Source organism: Sphingomonas arenae, from assembly GCF_016924655.1.
Lineage (GTDB): Bacteria > Pseudomonadota > Alphaproteobacteria > Sphingomonadales > Sphingomonadaceae > Sphingomicrobium > Sphingomicrobium arenae.
In genome coordinates, this window is record NZ_JAFFJU010000002.1 from 207,594 (window position 1) to 221,933 (window position 14,340).

Sequence of the window (14,340 nt, forward strand, 5' to 3'; positions counted from 1 at the left end):
AGCACCCAATCAGGCCAGTTCCGCGACCCGGCTGATCGATGACTGGGCGAGCGTTTCCTCAACCAGCCGCGGGCTCAGCCCGAACTCCTCCAGCGCGTAGCTGTGGCCGCGATGTGCCGTTGCACGGCCCGCATAGCGCTGCATCCTGTTCATGGTCTCAGGCGCCAACGGTATTTCCAGAAATGCGTAGATGCGTCGAATCTGACTGAGCCAGTCTCGGCTGACCTCATCGAAGTCAACGTCCAGCCGTGGCACCTGGGGATTGGCCCCCCGGAACCTTGCTACCCGCTCAGCACGGAAGCGGGTCTTGCGCAGCCATTCGCGTCCAATCGCGTGCGGGTCGACGTGTTCGCTATGGATGCACCGCTGCTCCCTCACGAGTGACGCCGATGATCCCACGACGTCCGCGTACCGGCGGTGAAGAAACAGAAAGCGAGCGTTCGGAAAGACTTGCAGGAGGCTCTCAAGGTCCGCCGTGAATTGAGGGCACTTGAGCAACCATGGTCGCTCCGCCTTCTCGCGGCGGGCCCAACGCGTGATCTGAACCAGTGTGCGGAACTCCGCGTAAGCCGAACCTGTGTCCCGTTCCTCACAGAGGTGCGCGAAGCCCGGAACGCTCCACTGAACCTCGAACTGCGCCCCATGAAAGGAGAAGCTGTTGAACCCGAACTCTTCCTCCGGTCGCAGTGGGCCGGTGGGATGTACGCGCTGAGTCGCCGGATTTGCCAGCCGCAGAAAGGCCGTCACCGCTGCTCCAAGTGGCAGCCTGCGGTCATGCCCACGGCTATAAGGGATCGGCTCCAAGCTTTCGAATAGGCGCGTATGCGCGAAGTTCGGATCGCAAGAGAGCAGGCGGTGCAGCCGCGTCGTGCCCGATCGCATCTGACCGACGATAATTACGGGCTCTCCGAGGGGCTGCTCCAGAATCTCGGGCTTTCGAAGGAGTAGGCGTTCAGCCCTGATGCGCCCCCTCAGCAGCTTCACCATCTGCCCATTCGCGATGACCCGCCCGAGCGGACTCAGCTGGGATTGCCGCTCGAGATCGTCGAGCAGGACTGAATAAGCTTCTCGCCAGTGGCGCCCCGGCACGCGGGTCACGCCTTCCTTTCGGCTGGCGTAAGCTTCAATGGCGTCCGGATTCAACGTGGGTGGCTGCCAACGTCCCGTACGCCAGGCCGCATGCAGCGCCTTGTTGATGGCGGCAACGATGGGAAGGTGCTTGCTCAATCCGCCAGTTGCAACGAACCTTGTGCCGATACGGTTTCGGCCTCGAGCAGACGCCGCTTTCGGTCGAGACCATAAGCGTAACCGCCGAGCGAACCGTCGCTGCGGACGACCCGGTGACATGGGATCAATACAGCCACGTTGTTGGCCCCGTTGGCAGACCCGGTCGCCCGGACCGCACCGGGCGCTCCAACTGCCGCAGCAATCTGTGCGTAGGAACGCGTCTGCCCTGGCGGGATCTTCCGCAACTCCTGCCAGACCTTCTGTTGAAAAGCCGTCCCGGCGACATCAAGCGGAAGATCATGTGCGGCGGCAGGCTGCTCCACTGCGCGAATTGCGCCTTCGATCAGTGTGGCCATGCTGCCGTCGTCGGCAACAATCGTCGCGTGGGGGAATCGGCGGCGAAGCTCGGACTCGTCCTCGTCGAACGACAAACGGCAGATGCCCTTCCTCGTGGCTGCCACCAGCATGCGGCCCAGGGCACTCTCGACGACGGCGAACCGGATCGTTTCGCCCCGACCGCCGTCACGCCACGCTGATGGCGTCATCCCCAGCCGCTGGTCAGCGTCCTCATAAAAGCGGCTCGGCGCCGAATAGCCCGCATCATAGATTGCATCAGTCACCCGCTCCGCCCCACGCAGACCATTTTCCGCGCGCCGTACTCGAATAGCCCGGCCGTAAGCCGCTGGGGATATTCCGAGGTCACGGGTGAAGATTCGCTGGAAGTGATGAGGCGCGTAGCCGACGGCAGCAGCAAGCTGATCCAGCCGCGGAAGATCCTCGGAACTCTCGATCATCCGAACTGCGACCTCGACCGCCTGCTTGTCGCGCGCTACCTGGTCAGGCTTGCAGCGCAGGCAAGGCCGGAAGCCGGCAGCGCGGGCACCCGCTTCTTCCACGAAGAACTGCACGTTCTCCCGCTTGGGCCGGCGCGCTGCGCAGGATGGCCGGCAATAGATCCGTGTGCTGCGGACCGCGATCAGGATCCTTCCGTCCCACGATCGGTCACGCGATTCGAACGCCTCCCACGCGCGCTGCTCGTCGATAGCTATAGCCATGGCTCAGTCTCTCACGATTCGAGCCGAGAAACACCCGGCCGCCGCGTTGTGGGCGTGGATCTCTGCAACATCTTGGTCCTTCAGCATGTCGCGGATGCGGAGATCGGCCTCACCGGGCATCGCCAGCAAACAGGCTTTCAGCATGCCGTGGTAATCGAATCCACGGAGGCTCAGCGCTCGGGTGCGCATCACAGGCGGCGGCTCATCCACGAATGATGCGGCCTCCTCTGCGCCCTCCGTCACGTAGATGGCATGTGACGAACGGAACGGCGTGTCCAAAGGCTGGCTCACATGATTGAGGAGCAGGAGCTGCGTTCCCGGTTCCGCCTCTTCAAGGGTGATCCGGCACGGGAAGCCGGGCCCATCCGCGGTCACCCGCAGCACTCCCCTGGAGAATAACTCCGCTTCACTCAGCCCATAGAGATGGGCGAACTGCTGGGCTGCAAGCCCTTCGATCCGGTAGCTCATGCGTCGTTCCTTTCATCGGCCTTCTGCCATGCCGCTCAAAGGAGGCCTTCCCGAACCTTGCGGTCAAAACCCGTGAAATGTTCACCTGTGTCACCAGAACTACCCGAAGGTATCCCAGGCCGATGGAAATCCTGACGATATACGAAGGCGAACTCGCCCGCCCTGACGTGCAGCAGCTTCTAGCCCTGCATGTTGCCGCCATGCGGGCTGCCTCCCCGGCGGACGCATGTCACGTCCTCCCCGGTGCCGCGCTGGAGGACCCGTCAATATCTGTCTTCACCGCACGCAATGGCAGTCAGCTCGTCGGGATCGGCGCATTGAAGCAGCTCGATCCCACCCACGGCGAGATCAAGTCGATGCGGGCACATCCGGACGCAACTGGCCAGGGGGTGGGCCGCTTGATCCTCGATCACCTGATCGCAACCGCTCGCGATCGGGGATACCGGCGCATCAGCCTGGAGACCGGCAGCACGGATGAGTTCATCCCGGCGCTTCGCCTGTATGCCCGTGCCGGCTTCACCATTTGCGGAGCTTTCGGGGGCTATCCGGCAACGCCTTTCACGCGATTCCTCGCGCTCGATCTATGAGCCCGCCTTGCATCCCCGCGGACCCCCTGCTAGGGGCGCGCCAACCCGGCTGGGGCGAGCGGTTTCACAAGCCGCAGCGCCCCGCTTTGCATATCTTTTCGGAGCTTTGGGCGCGTGGAGACATCCGGCGGCATTCGAGCCAGCTTAGCAGGGCGCTACGCGTCGGCGCTATTTGAACTGGCCCGCGACGAGCGGCAGATCGAGGCGGTGGCGAGCAGCCTGCGAGCGATCCGCGAAACGTTGGAGACTTCGCCCGACCTCCGGGCTGTGACGACCTCCCCGCTTATCGATCGGGCGGAGGCCCACAAGGCGGTTGCCGCTACTGCCGCCGCGCTCAAGCTCGACGGCACCACCACCAACTTCCTGGGCGTGCTCGCGCGCAACGGGCGGCTGCGGCAGCTGCCGGAGGTCATCCGCCTGTTCTCGCGGCTGGCGTCCGACCATCGGGGCGAGACCACGGCCGAGGTCGTGTCGGCCCGGCCGCTCGACGATGACCAGGTTGCAGCCCTGAAGCAGCAGCTCGGGGCGCGCGTGGGTCGGGACATCAACATCGACGCGCGCGTCGATCCCTCCATTCTCGGCGGTATCGTCGTCCGGCTCGGAAGCCAGATGATCGACGCCTCCATCCGCACGAAGTTGAACACTCTAGCTACGGCTATGAAAGGCTGAACATGGACATCCGCGCCGCTGAAATCTCCCGCGTCATCCGCGACCAGATCGCGAACTTCGACGCCGACGCGCAGGTCTCCGAGGTTGGACAGGTGCTGTCGGTCGGCGACGGCATCGCGCGCATCTACGGCCTCGACAACGTCCAGGCCGGCGAGATGGTCGAGTTCGAGAATGGCACCAAGGGCATGGCCTTGAACCTCGAAGCCGATAACGTCGGTGTCGTGATCTTCGGCTCGGACTCGGAGATCAGCGAAGGCTCCACCGCCAAGCGCACCGGCACCATCGTCGACGTGCCCGTCGGCCGCGGGCTGCTCGGCCGCGTGGTCGACGCGCTCGGCAATCCGATCGACGGCAAGGGCCCGATCGTCACCGAGGGGCGCAGCCGCGTCGAAGTGAAGGCCCCCGGCATCATCCCGCGCAAGTCGGTGCACGAGCCGGTGCAGACCGGCCTCAAGGCGCTCGACGCCCTGGTTCCCGTTGGCCGCGGCCAGCGCGAGCTGATCATCGGCGACCGCCAGACCGGCAAGACCGCCGTCGCGCTCGACACGTTTATCAACCAGAAGCAGGCGAACGCCGGGACGGACGAGAGCCAGAAGCTCTATTGCATCTACGTCGCGGTCGGTCAGAAGCGCTCCACGGTCGCGCAGATCGTTCGCGCGCTCGAGGAGAACGGCGCGATGGAATATTCCATCGTCGTCGCCGCGACCGCGTCGGAGCCTGCTCCGCTGCAGTTCCTCGCACCCTACACCGGCTGCGCCATGGGCGAGTATTTCCGCGACAACGGCATGCACGCCGTGATCGTCTACGACGACCTGTCCAAGCAGGCGGTCGCCTATCGTCAGATGTCGCTGCTGCTCCGTCGTCCCCCGGGCCGCGAAGCCTATCCGGGCGACGTCTTCTATCTCCACAGCCGCCTGCTCGAGCGTGCCGCGAAGATGAACGACGCCAACGGCAACGGCTCGCTGACCGCTCTCCCGGTCATCGAGACGCAGGCCGGGGACGTGTCGGCCTACATTCCGACCAACGTCATCTCGATCACGGACGGCCAGATCTTCCTCGAGACGGACCTGTTCTATCAGGGCATCCGTCCGGCCATCAACGTCGGCCTCTCGGTCAGCCGCGTCGGCTCCGCCGCGCAGACCAAGGCGATGAAGAAGGTCGCGGGCTCGATCAAGCTGGAGCTGGCGCAGTATCGCGAGATGGCGGCATTCGCCCAGTTCGGCTCGGACCTCGATGCCTCGACCCAGAAGCTGCTGGCCCGTGGCGCGCGCCTTACCGAGCTACTGAAGCAGCCGCAGTTCCAGCCGATGCCAGTCGAGGAACAGGTCGCGTCCATCTACGCCGGTACGCAGGGCTTCCTCGACACGGTCGAGGTGCGCGACGTTACGCGCTACGAAGCTGCCATGCTGAGCTATCTTCGCTCGGAGAAGCCAGAAGTGCTCGCCAAGATCCGCGACACCAAGGCGCTTGACGATGAGACGGCGGCCGCGCTGAAGAGCGCGCTGACCGACTTCGGCAAGCAGTTCGCGTAAGAGGAATAATCGCGCTCTCCCTGAGCTTGTCGAAGGGTGGGTGGTAACGCTTCGACAAGCTCAGCGTGAGCGCAATTCAGCTCATCACGAGTTAACTAGGGTTCGGAATGGCATCGCTTAAAGCCCTCAAGCTTCGCATCGGCTCGGTAAAGTCGACGCAGAAGATCACCAAGGCGATGAAGATGGTCGCTGCGGCGAAGCTGCGCCGAGCGCAGTCGAACGCCGAGTCCGGCCGTCCCTACTCGCAGCGGCTGTCGGACGTGGTGAGTTCGCTCGCCGCGCGCGTCACCGTCGGTCCGCAGAGCCCGAAGCTCATCGCCGGCACGGGCAGCGACCAGCGGCATCTGATCGTCGTTGCGGCGAGTGACCGCGGTTTGGCGGGCGCCTTCAACACCAACATCGTCCGTGCGGTACGCCGCGCCGCCGACGACCTCATCGCACAGGGCAAGGACGTCCAGTTCTTCATCGTCGGGCGGAAGAGCCGTCCGGTATTGCAGCGTTTCTTCCCCGGGCGCATCGCGGGCCAGTACGACACCAGCGAGATGAAGAACCCGGCCTACACAGACGCGCAGGCGATCGCGGCGGAGATCATGAGCCGGTTCGAGGCGGGCCAGTTCGACGTGGCCCACCTCGCCTACTCCAACTTCCGCTCGGTCCTGCTGCAGGAGCCGACCGTTGAACAGATCATCCCGGTTAAGCCGACCGCACCTGCCGCCAACGACAGTGGCAAGGTCGCGGCTGCGGCGGTCGAGTATGAGCCCGACGAGGAAGCCATCCTCGCCGACCTTCTACCGCGCAACGTCGCCATACAGATCTATCGTGCGCTGTTGGAAAACCAGGCGGGCTTCTATGGCTCACAGATGACGGCGATGGACAATGCCACTCGCAACGCGGGCGACATGATCAACCGCCTGTCGATCCAGTACAACCGCCAGCGCCAGGCCGCGATCACCACCGAACTCGTCGAGATCATTTCGGGCGCCGAAGCGCTCTAAGACATCCAGAAGGCAAGGAACGAGACCATGGCCACCGCCGCCGACACCCTCGCCCCCCAGGGCACCTCCAGCAACCTGACCGGGCGCGTTGCGCAGGTCATCGGCGCCGTCGTCGACGTCGCCTTCGACGGTGAACTGCCGCCGATCCTGTCCGCGCTAGAAACCGAGAATAACGGGAACCGTCTCGTCCTCGAGGTTGCGCAGCACCTGGGCGAGAACCTGGTCCGAACCATTGCGATGGACTCGACCGACGGCCTGACCCGTGGCCAGCCGGTTCGCGCCACCGGCTCGCAGATCCGCGTGCCGGTCGGCCCCAAGACCCTCGGCCGCATCATGAACGTGGTCGGTGAGCCGATCGACGAGCGCGGCCCGATCGGTCACACCGAAACGGCTCCGATCCATGCCGAGGCCCCGCTGTTCGTCGACCAGTCGACGGAGACCAGCATCCTCGTCACCGGCATCAAGGTCATCGACCTCCTCGCCCCCTATGCAAAGGGCGGCAAGATCGGCCTGTTCGGCGGCGCCGGGGTGGGAAAGACTGTGCTTATCCAGGAGCTGATCAACAACATCGCCAAGGGCCACGGCGGCACCTCCGTGTTCGCCGGCGTCGGCGAGCGCACCCGCGAGGGCAACGACCTCTATCACGAGTTTCTCGACGCGGGCGTCATCGCCAAGGACGCGGACGGCAATCCCACGAGCGAAGGCTCCAAGGTCGCTCTCGTGTTCGGCCAGATGAACGAGCCGCCGGGAGCCCGCGCGCGGGTCGCCCTGTCTGGCCTCACGCAGGCCGAATACTTCCGCGATGTCGAGGGCCAGGACGTGCTGTTCTTCGTCGACAACATCTTCCGCTTCACCCAGGCGGGTTCGGAAGTGTCGGCGCTGCTTGGCCGTATTCCTTCGGCCGTGGGCTACCAGCCGACCCTGTCGACCGACATGGGCGCGCTGCAGGAGCGCATCACCTCGACCAACAAGGGCTCGATCACCTCGGTGCAGGCGATCTACGTGCCGGCGGACGACTTGACCGACCCGGCCCCGGCTACCTCTTTCGCCCACCTCGACGCCACCACCGTGCTGTCGCGCGCCATTTCGGAGCTCGGCATCTACCCGGCCGTCGACCCGCTCGACTCCACCAGCCGCGTGCTGACCCCGTCGGTAGTCGGCCAGGAGCATTATGAGACCGCTCGTGCCGTCCAGGAGACGCTGCAGCGCTACAAGTCGCTGCAGGACATCATTGCCATCCTAGGCATGGACGAGCTGTCGGAAGAGGATAAGCTGACCGTCGCTCGCGCTCGCAAGATCCAGCGCTTCCTGTCGCAGCCCTTCCACGTCGCCGAAGTGTTCACCGGCATTCCGGGCAAGTTCGTTCCGGTGGAAGAGACGGTGCGCAGCTTCAAGGCGGTGGTGGACGGCCAGTACGACCACCTCCCCGAAGCCGCCTTCTATATGGTCGGCGGCATCGACGAGGCGATCGCCAAGGCTGAGAAGCTGGCGGCGGCTGCCTGAGCTTGACCCGATTGCGCCTCGAGGAAAGCGTCAACGAGACTTGCCCCTGGTCGGGCAAGCCGGTCAGCCCGGACTCGCTGACGCTCTATCGAGGCGCCGTGGTTGGGTTCTGCAACCCCGGTTGCCGGGACCAGTTCGAGACGGCGGCACGGGCATTCGATGCCGCCATGGAGAAGAAGAGCAATGGCTGAGTTGCGGTTTGAACTGGTCACGCCAGAGCGGCAGGTCCTTTCGACCGACGTTCACATGGTCGTCGTCCCTGGCAGCGAGGGTGAGTTCGGCGTGATGGCCGGCCACGCACCCTTCATGACCACCCTCCGCGACGGTGATCTGACCGTGTATAGAACCGCAGGAGCGCAGCCCGAACGCATTCGCGTCAGCGGCGGCTTCGCGGAAGTTGGCGACCGCGGCTTGACCGTCCTTGCGGAAAGCGCCGGCGAGTAGCCCTCACTCGGCTCGCGGAACGAAGGTCCATCTCTGCTTACGGCTCCCGTCGGGTCCGCTGATCTCAGCACTGATCCCGTAGGGTTCGCGCCGATAGACAATCCGGGTTGGGTAATCATTCGCGGGATTCTCGAACGCGACCTCCCCCTCGTTAGCCGCAACGGATTGGAAGCAGGCACCGGCTCTTCCCTGCGGCATGGCGCAGAACTTCAGCCCGGCATCCGACCGCTCGATACGCATATGTTCGAAGAAGCCGAGGGTATCGCCCGTTCCGCTCCGGCTGCCTCCGAGCATGAGACCGGCCCGAGGGGTCGTCCACCACTCCTCGGTCCAGTCCGCTTCCCGGGCCGGCGTCGTCCAGGCCCCTGCCAGCCAATCCGGCATGAGTCCCGGCTGGGGATGAAGTTGAGGCAGCTGAGCATTCAGAAGCAGCATAGCCGCCAACCCAAGCGCCATCGCCAGCACCCCTTGCAAGTCTCCGCGGACGTGTAACCGGGATTAGGTTTTCTTAAAAGTTTGCCGCTTATTCACCACGTCATCCGGGAAAACGGGACGACAGTGAGTATGAACGCATTCGGCAAGCGCGGTGGTCTCAGCGGTGGTCAGCGGCCATCCTTCGGTGTGGCCCGGCCGATGAAGGGTGGGCCATCTTCCGCACCGCAAGGCGGCGAGCAATTCCCGCCCCTGGATGAACTGACCCCGTCCGCAGACGCCCCCCCATCTGCCGATCCCAGCATGCCCGTCGGGGCGATGGATCGCCTCAACAATCGCATGAACGCGAGCGGCGAGCAGGGCAGCAGCAAGGCCGAAGGCTTCGAAGCCAGCGTCCACCGCATCAAGGAACAGGTGCTTCCGCGCCTGCTGGAGCGGGTCGATCCGGAAGCTGCCGCCACGCTCGGCAAGGATGAACTGGCGGAAGAGTTCCGGCCGATCATCTCGGAGGTGCTCACCGAACTGAAGATCAACCTCAACCGACGCGAGCAGTTCGCGCTGGAAAAGGTGCTGGTCGACGAACTGCTGGGTCTCGGCCCGCTCGAAGAACTGCTCGCCGACCCGGCGGTCAGCGACATCATGGTCAACGGCCCCGATCAGACCTTCGTCGAGCGAAAGGGCAAGCTCGAACTCGCTCAGATCCAGTTCCGCGACGAAGAGCATCTCTTCCAGATTGCGCAGCGGATCGTGAACAAGGTCGGCCGCCGCGTCGACCAGACCACGCCACTCGCCGACGCGCGCCTTCAGGACGGCAGCCGCGTCAACGTCATCATCCCGCCGCTGTCGCTTCGCGGCACCGCCATCTCCATCCGTAAGTTCTCGGAGAAGCCGATCACGCTCGACATGATGCGCGGATATGGATCCATGTCGGAGAAGATGGCGACCTGCCTGAAGATCGCGGGCGCGTGCCGGATGAACATCGTCATCTCGGGCGGTACCGGCTCGGGCAAGACGACGATGCTGAACGCCTTGTCGAAGATGATTGACCCCGGCGAGCGCGTGATCACCATCGAGGACGCGGCCGAACTGCGGCTGCAGCAGCCGCACTGGCTGCCATTGGAGACGCGCCCACCGAACCTCGAAGGTCAGGGCGCGATCACCATCCGCGACCTCGTCATCAACGCGCTTCGTATGCGCCCGGACCGCATCATCCTTGGCGAAATTCGTGGCCAGGAATGTTTCGACCTTCTGGCCGCCATGAACACGGGTCACGACGGCTCGATGGCCACGCTCCACTCCAACAGCCCGCGCGAATGCCTGGCGCGTATGGAGAACATGGTGATGATGGGCGACATCAAGATCCCGAAGGAGGCGATCAGCCGACAGATCGCGGACTCCGTGGACCTCATCGTGCAGGTGAAGCGCCTCCGCGACGGCTCGCGCCGCACGACCAACATCACCGAAGTCATCGGCATGGAAGGCGAGGTCATCGTCACGCAGGAGTTGTTCAAGTTCGAGTATCTGGACGAAACTCCGGACGGGAAGATCATCGGCGAGTACCGCTCCATGGGCCTGCGCCCGTACACGCTGGAGAAGGCCAAGCAGTTCGGCTTCGACCAGCCTTACTTGGAGGCCTGCCTCTAAGGGCGGTATTGCCGTTCGCGCACGGTCGGGTCATGGCTCCTTGCACCAACAGGGAGACTGACATGTTTCGCCGAGCCGCTTTCGTGATTACAGCCACCCTGGTCAGCGCGACTCCGGCATCAAGCCAGTTGTCCGCACCGCACAGCGCGGCCCTTCAGCAGGCAGCCAGCGCCTCCAGCCGGACTCCGGCAAACGTTGCCCGCGACCGCTATCGCAATCCCGTCCAGACGCTCAGCTTCTTCGGTGTGAAGCCCACCGACACTGTGGTCGAGATCTTCCCTGGTCGCGGATGGTACAGCGAGATCCTGATCCCCTACGTCACCGCCGGCGGTGGTACCTACTATGCTGCCGCACCGGAGCGAGGGCTCGTCGGCTTTCGCGCCTTCCAGCAGACCAAGCCGGAGCTTTATGGGCGAGCAAAGACAGCAGTCTTCCCGGTCAGAGCCGCGACCCACGCTGGAGTACCCGACGGCACGGCCGACGTGGTCCTGACCTTCCGCAACGTTCACAACTGGATGATGGGCGAAGAGCCCTACGCCGAGCTCGCCTTCAAGCAGATCTTCGCCATGCTCAAGCCCGGCGGAACCCTGGGCGTCGTCGACCACCGCCTGCCGGAAGCCGCCGACAGCGCTCGTGAGAAAACCAGCGGCTATCTCAAGACATCGACTGTTCGCCGCCTGGCCGAGCAGGCAGGCTTCCAACTCGTCGGCTCGTCGGAGATCAACGCCAACCCCAAGGATACGACCGACCACCCGGAGGGCGTGTGGACCCTCCCCCCGACCCTCGAACTCGGCGATAAAGATCGCGAGAAGTATCTGGCGATCGGGGAAAGCGACCGAATGACTCTCAAATTCGTGAAACCGGCGGGCGTACCTTCAGCCGGCAACTGACCGGCCCGTCGGAACGAGCCCGCTCTTCCCTCCGTTAGGCCACGTGAGGAGAAGCTGGCATGAACTACAAGAAACTTGGATTTGGTCTGGGAATCTTCAGCATTGGGCTGGGCGCCTTCGAGATCGCTGCGCCCGGCCGCATCGCACGCGCGCTGGGTCTGGACGAGGACGGACCTGCTCGGAAGACCATCTTCGCATTCGGCCTCAGGGAGATCGCCGCTGGTGTCGCTCTCCTGCGCGGCCCTGCGGTCAGCACCAACGTCTGGAACCGCGTGATCGGCGACACTCTGGACCTGGGGGCGCTCGTTCTGGCCCTCGGATCGTCGAACAAGCCGCGTGCGGTCGCAGGCGCGCTCGCCTTCGTGGGCAGCGCCACGGCGCTCGATGTCTATACGGCGCGCGGGCTCGACGAGCAGACGGGCAGGACCTTCACGACCACTCATGGCCAGTCGGACCTGGCACCCGCCTGACGTCAGCGCGGTGAAGCGGACTAGCTCGGCTTGGCTCCACCAAGAACGGCGCAAGCCACGCGGTCGCCGCTGTTGCCGCTGGGATCGGTACGATAGTCGTCGGCCTTGGCGTGGATGACCAGGGCTGCACCGTCGGCGTCGAGCAGGGGGTTCTGCCCACTGTCGAGCTCGATCCCGCTAAGCGTCAAGGTCGCGCCACCTGAGCCGTTCTGGCCGATCGTCAGATTCTCCAGATCCCCGGCATGAGCACCTTGCGGGTTCTGGGTGCCGTGCTGCTTGTTCTCAGGGTTCCAGTGGGGACCCGCACTCTCGAACTTCGGACCCTCGCACTTGCCCACCGCATGGACATGCATGCCGTAAGTTCCGGGCTGCATCCGATTGACATCCACGGTCAGCACAACCGAACCAAGCTCTCCTCGCACGTTGGCAGTTCCGATCTGCTGTCCGTCGGCGGTGCGCAGGGCAGCGGTCTGCAGCGCACCCGCGCCTGTCGAGGTCGCACCCATGGCTTCCATGCCGCCGTTTGCAGGAACGGCCTGCCCGTCATTCTCCATGGCGAGAACGTCCTCGGCGGCTTCCTGATTCTGTGCCTCACACGCTGCAAGGGTCATCGCACTGCCGAGCAGCGCCAAGCTCATGATGGTCCGCATGTCGTATCTCCCATTCTCGTGCAGCCTAAACGGCATGGGAGGGCGTCGGTTCAGAAGTCGGCCTTTGTGCCGTAATGCGCTCAATCGGGGCTGATTGGCTTTAGGTAGTCACCCTTGTCCGAAGTGGCGAGAAGATAGGCTGTAAAGCCCGCAAGCGCAGCCAGGCCTGAAAGCAACGGCACGGAATTGTAAGCCACCACCGAATATAGAGTGCCGTGTGCGGCGCCCTCCGCCGCGATCGGCAAGGCGCACCTGCGCTCATCGTCCCGGCGACTCTCGTGACCCGGCTGGTTCCGCTCCCGGCAGAGCTCCCGGCTCGAAGCAGGGCTCGCCGAAGCGCTCAGCAAGACCCAGGGCGACACCGATGCGGTCGCAGCTGCCGACGCCGGTGCGGCCAAGCCGAGCGACAGTGCCGCCATTCCTGCTGCAATCCTGGCTGACAGGTAACGCATCCGTCATTCCCTTCGTCGACCGTGCGAGGTCTATCGCAAGGCGCCTTCCGCATCCACTCTCGTAGATCAACGATCCTTACGGTTCGTTGATCTCCGTTGCCATGCCGCAACAAACATTGGAGGACTTGATGTCAGCATCTGGCTCGCTCGAGTTGAGAGAGTAAGAGGTCGGCATGGACCGACCTCCTGCTCGAGCGCACATCATGCTGTGTGCAAACGATCTCTGGAACGTGTCCAATTTCCGCCTGCGGCTGATCGAGTCGATCGAGGCTGAAGGTCACAGGGTAACGGTAGTGGGCCCGCCGAACCCGGCGCTCGAAATACGGCTTCAGACCTCCTCGCGCCGGATCGTCACGGTACCGATGCGCAAGGAGGGCACTAGGCCTTGGGAGGAAGGCGCGCTGCTCGCTCGCCTCCTCGGGGTGATGAAGCGCGAACGGCCGGACGTGCTGCTGACGTTTACGCCCAAGCCGAACATCTATGGAGCGATCGCTGCTTCGCTCCTTAGGATCCCAGCTCTTCCCAACGTCAGTGGACTCGGAACTGCCTTCATCCAGGGCGGTGTCCTGCGCCACGTGGTCAGCGTCCTGTACGCCCTCGCCTTTCGTCGTGTGCCGCGTGTGTTCTTCCAGAATGAGGAGGATCGGCGGCTGTTCATCCGCTCGCGTATGGTGCGTAGCGAGCAGGCGATTGTCCTTCCTGGCTCGGGGGTCGACCTGGCCTACTTCCGTCCGCGATCCGGCCGGAGTCCCGATTCAGCAACGCGTTTTCTCTTTGTTGGCAGGCTTCTTGGCGACAAGGGGGTGCGCGAGCTGGTGGAGGCAAGCCGGCTCATTCGAGCCCGATACCCGCATGTCCGCAGCCAATTGCTCGGCTTCGTCGATGCCGAGAACCGGACAGCGATCACGCGAGCCGAGCTGGACAGCTGGGTTGCCGAAGGCGCGATCGAATATCTCGGGACTGCGGAGGACGTGCGGCCTCATCTTGCGGCAGCGGATGCCGTAGTCCTGCCCTCCTATCGCGAGGGGCTCCCGCGATCACTTCTGGAGGCCGCGGCCATGGCGAAACCGCTGATCGCCACGAATGTGCCGGGCAACCGCTCCCTGGTAGAGGATGGAGTGAACGGACTGCTGTGCAAGGCCAGGAGCGCGGCTTCCCTCGCGGAGGCGATGGAGCGTTTCATCTTTCTTCCGATGGCCGACCGCGACGCCCTAGGCCAACGAGCCCGCGAGAAAGTCGTAGAGGGATTCAGTGAAGCGAAGGTAATCCAGGTCTACAGGGATGCCATTCAACGGCTGATCACCACCGGGGCACACGCGTAA

The 14,340-nt window shown here is 64.2% G+C and carries 16 protein-coding genes; 11 read left to right on the plus strand and 5 right to left on the minus strand.

The genetic code is table 11. The features are described from left to right. Window positions 1–9 precede the first annotated feature (9 nt). Genes JT720_RS07170 through JT720_RS07180 form a run of 3 tightly spaced genes read right to left on the minus strand, consistent with a single transcriptional unit; the run spans window position 10 to window position 2,750 of the window. Window positions 10–1,227 (minus strand): sulfotransferase family protein, encoded by a 1,218-nt coding sequence (locus JT720_RS07170; protein ID WP_205480455.1) that lies wholly within the window; start codon window positions 1,225–1,227, stop codon window positions 10–12. After that, a complete protein-coding gene (ada, locus tag JT720_RS07175) occupies window positions 1,224–2,282 on the minus strand; it encodes a bifunctional DNA-binding transcriptional regulator/O6-methylguanine-DNA methyltransferase Ada (RefSeq protein WP_205480457.1) in 1,059 nt (352 codons plus the stop codon). The genes JT720_RS07170 and ada overlap by 4 nt, the downstream gene beginning before the upstream one ends. 3 nt (window positions 2,283–2,285) lie before the next feature. Further along, entirely contained in the window at window positions 2,286–2,750 is a 465-nt protein-coding gene (locus JT720_RS07180) for a DUF1203 domain-containing protein (protein WP_205480459.1), read from the minus strand. 122 nt (window positions 2,751–2,872) lie between these two features. On the opposite strand from JT720_RS07180, the gene JT720_RS07185 reads away from it, so the two are divergent. The 7 genes from JT720_RS07185 (at window position 2,873) to JT720_RS07215 (ending at window position 8,480) form a co-directional block, all read left to right on the plus strand. Further along, the gene (locus tag JT720_RS07185; protein ID WP_205480461.1) at window positions 2,873–3,337 is read left to right on the plus strand and encodes a GNAT family N-acetyltransferase; all 465 of its coding nucleotides are present in this window, start codon (window positions 2,873–2,875) and stop codon (window positions 3,335–3,337) included. 114 nt (window positions 3,338–3,451) lie between these two features. After that, window positions 3,452–4,006 (plus strand): F0F1 ATP synthase subunit delta, encoded by a 555-nt coding sequence (locus JT720_RS07190; protein WP_205480463.1) that lies wholly within the window; start codon window positions 3,452–3,454, stop codon window positions 4,004–4,006. Window positions 4,007–4,008: 2 nt separating this feature from the next. Next, window positions 4,009–5,538 (plus strand): F0F1 ATP synthase subunit alpha, encoded by a 1,530-nt coding sequence (gene atpA, locus JT720_RS07195; protein ID WP_205480465.1) that lies wholly within the window; start codon window positions 4,009–4,011, stop codon window positions 5,536–5,538. Window positions 5,539–5,645: 107 nt separating this feature from the next. Beyond that, window positions 5,646–6,533: a F0F1 ATP synthase subunit gamma gene (locus JT720_RS07200; protein WP_205480467.1), complete on the plus strand. Its 888-nt coding sequence runs from the start codon at window positions 5,646–5,648 to the stop codon at window positions 6,531–6,533. Window positions 6,534–6,560: 27 nt separating this feature from the next. After that, complete coding sequence (gene atpD / locus JT720_RS07205) at window positions 6,561–8,036, plus strand: F0F1 ATP synthase subunit beta (RefSeq protein WP_205480469.1); 1,476 nt, start codon at window positions 6,561–6,563, stop codon at window positions 8,034–8,036. 2 nt (window positions 8,037–8,038) lie between these two features. Then, window positions 8,039–8,227, plus strand: coding sequence for a glutathione S-transferase (locus JT720_RS07210; RefSeq protein WP_205480471.1), 189 nt, complete (start codon window positions 8,039–8,041; stop codon window positions 8,225–8,227). After that, window positions 8,220–8,480: an ATP synthase F1 subunit epsilon gene (locus tag JT720_RS07215; RefSeq protein ID WP_205480473.1), complete on the plus strand. Its 261-nt coding sequence runs from the start codon at window positions 8,220–8,222 to the stop codon at window positions 8,478–8,480. The genes JT720_RS07210 and JT720_RS07215 overlap by 8 nt, the downstream gene beginning before the upstream one ends. A 3-nt stretch (window positions 8,481–8,483) precedes the next feature. Here the strand turns inward: JT720_RS07215 and JT720_RS07220 are convergent, their stop codons facing one another. Beyond that, window positions 8,484–8,864, minus strand: a complete 381-nt coding sequence (locus tag JT720_RS07220) for a DUF6265 family protein (protein WP_205480474.1) — start codon at window positions 8,862–8,864, stop codon at window positions 8,484–8,486. Between the two features lie 180 nt (window positions 8,865–9,044). On the opposite strand from JT720_RS07220, the gene JT720_RS07225 reads away from it, so the two are divergent. The 3 genes from JT720_RS07225 to JT720_RS07235 all read left to right on the plus strand — a co-directional run bounded on the left by JT720_RS07225 (window position 9,045) and on the right by JT720_RS07235 (window position 11,916). After that, the gene (locus JT720_RS07225; protein ID WP_205480475.1) at window positions 9,045–10,556 is read left to right on the plus strand and encodes a TadA family conjugal transfer-associated ATPase; all 1,512 of its coding nucleotides are present in this window, start codon (window positions 9,045–9,047) and stop codon (window positions 10,554–10,556) included. 62 nt (window positions 10,557–10,618) lie between these two features. After that, window positions 10,619–11,446 carry a class I SAM-dependent methyltransferase gene (locus JT720_RS07230; protein WP_205480476.1) on the plus strand — a complete coding sequence of 276 codons (828 nt, stop codon included), beginning with the start codon at window positions 10,619–10,621 and terminating at the stop codon, window positions 11,444–11,446. A 59-nt stretch (window positions 11,447–11,505) separates the two neighbouring features. After that, window positions 11,506–11,916 carry a hypothetical protein gene (locus tag JT720_RS07235; protein WP_205480477.1) on the plus strand — a complete coding sequence of 137 codons (411 nt, stop codon included), beginning with the start codon at window positions 11,506–11,508 and terminating at the stop codon, window positions 11,914–11,916. A gap of 20 nt (window positions 11,917–11,936) precedes the next feature. Here JT720_RS07235 and JT720_RS07240 read toward each other — a convergent pair whose 3' ends face one another. Beyond that, complete coding sequence (locus tag JT720_RS07240; protein ID WP_237219843.1) at window positions 11,937–12,566, minus strand: superoxide dismutase family protein; 630 nt, start codon at window positions 12,564–12,566, stop codon at window positions 11,937–11,939. Between the two features lie 625 nt (window positions 12,567–13,191). Between JT720_RS07240 and JT720_RS07245 the strand changes: the two genes are divergently transcribed. After that, window positions 13,192–14,340 carry a glycosyltransferase family 4 protein gene (locus tag JT720_RS07245; RefSeq protein ID WP_205480478.1) on the plus strand — a complete coding sequence of 383 codons (1,149 nt, stop codon included), beginning with the start codon at window positions 13,192–13,194 and terminating at the stop codon, window positions 14,338–14,340.

Excerpts from the sequence above, each read along its gene's own strand:
- JT720_RS07215 (WP_205480473.1), top strand. The coding sequence starts at position 8,220 with ATGGCTGAGTTGCGGTTTGAACTGGTCACGCCAGAGCGGCAGGTCCTT.
- JT720_RS07230 (WP_205480476.1), top strand. The coding sequence starts at position 10,619 with ATGTTTCGCCGAGCCGCTTTCGTGATTACAGCCACCCTGGTCAGCGCG.
- JT720_RS07220 (WP_205480474.1), bottom strand. The coding sequence starts at position 8,864 with ATGCCGGATTGGCTGGCAGGGGCCTGGACGACGCCGGCCCGGGAAGCG.
- ada (WP_205480457.1), bottom strand. The coding sequence starts at position 2,282 with ATGGCTATAGCTATCGACGAGCAGCGCGCGTGGGAGGCGTTCGAATCG.
- JT720_RS07245 (WP_205480478.1), top strand. The coding sequence starts at position 13,192 with ATGGACCGACCTCCTGCTCGAGCGCACATCATGCTGTGTGCAAACGAT.
- JT720_RS07240 (WP_237219843.1), bottom strand. The coding sequence starts at position 12,566 with ATGCGGACCATCATGAGCTTGGCGCTGCTCGGCAGTGCGATGACCCTT.
- JT720_RS07180 (WP_205480459.1), bottom strand. The coding sequence starts at position 2,750 with ATGAGCTACCGGATCGAAGGGCTTGCAGCCCAGCAGTTCGCCCATCTC.
- JT720_RS07200 (WP_205480467.1), top strand. The coding sequence starts at position 5,646 with ATGGCATCGCTTAAAGCCCTCAAGCTTCGCATCGGCTCGGTAAAGTCG.
- JT720_RS07235 (WP_205480477.1), top strand. The coding sequence starts at position 11,506 with ATGAACTACAAGAAACTTGGATTTGGTCTGGGAATCTTCAGCATTGGG.
- atpD (WP_205480469.1), top strand. The coding sequence starts at position 6,561 with ATGGCCACCGCCGCCGACACCCTCGCCCCCCAGGGCACCTCCAGCAAC.
- atpA (WP_205480465.1), top strand. The coding sequence starts at position 4,009 with ATGGACATCCGCGCCGCTGAAATCTCCCGCGTCATCCGCGACCAGATC.
- JT720_RS07225 (WP_205480475.1), top strand. The coding sequence starts at position 9,045 with ATGAACGCATTCGGCAAGCGCGGTGGTCTCAGCGGTGGTCAGCGGCCA.
- JT720_RS07185 (WP_205480461.1), top strand. The coding sequence starts at position 2,873 with ATGGAAATCCTGACGATATACGAAGGCGAACTCGCCCGCCCTGACGTG.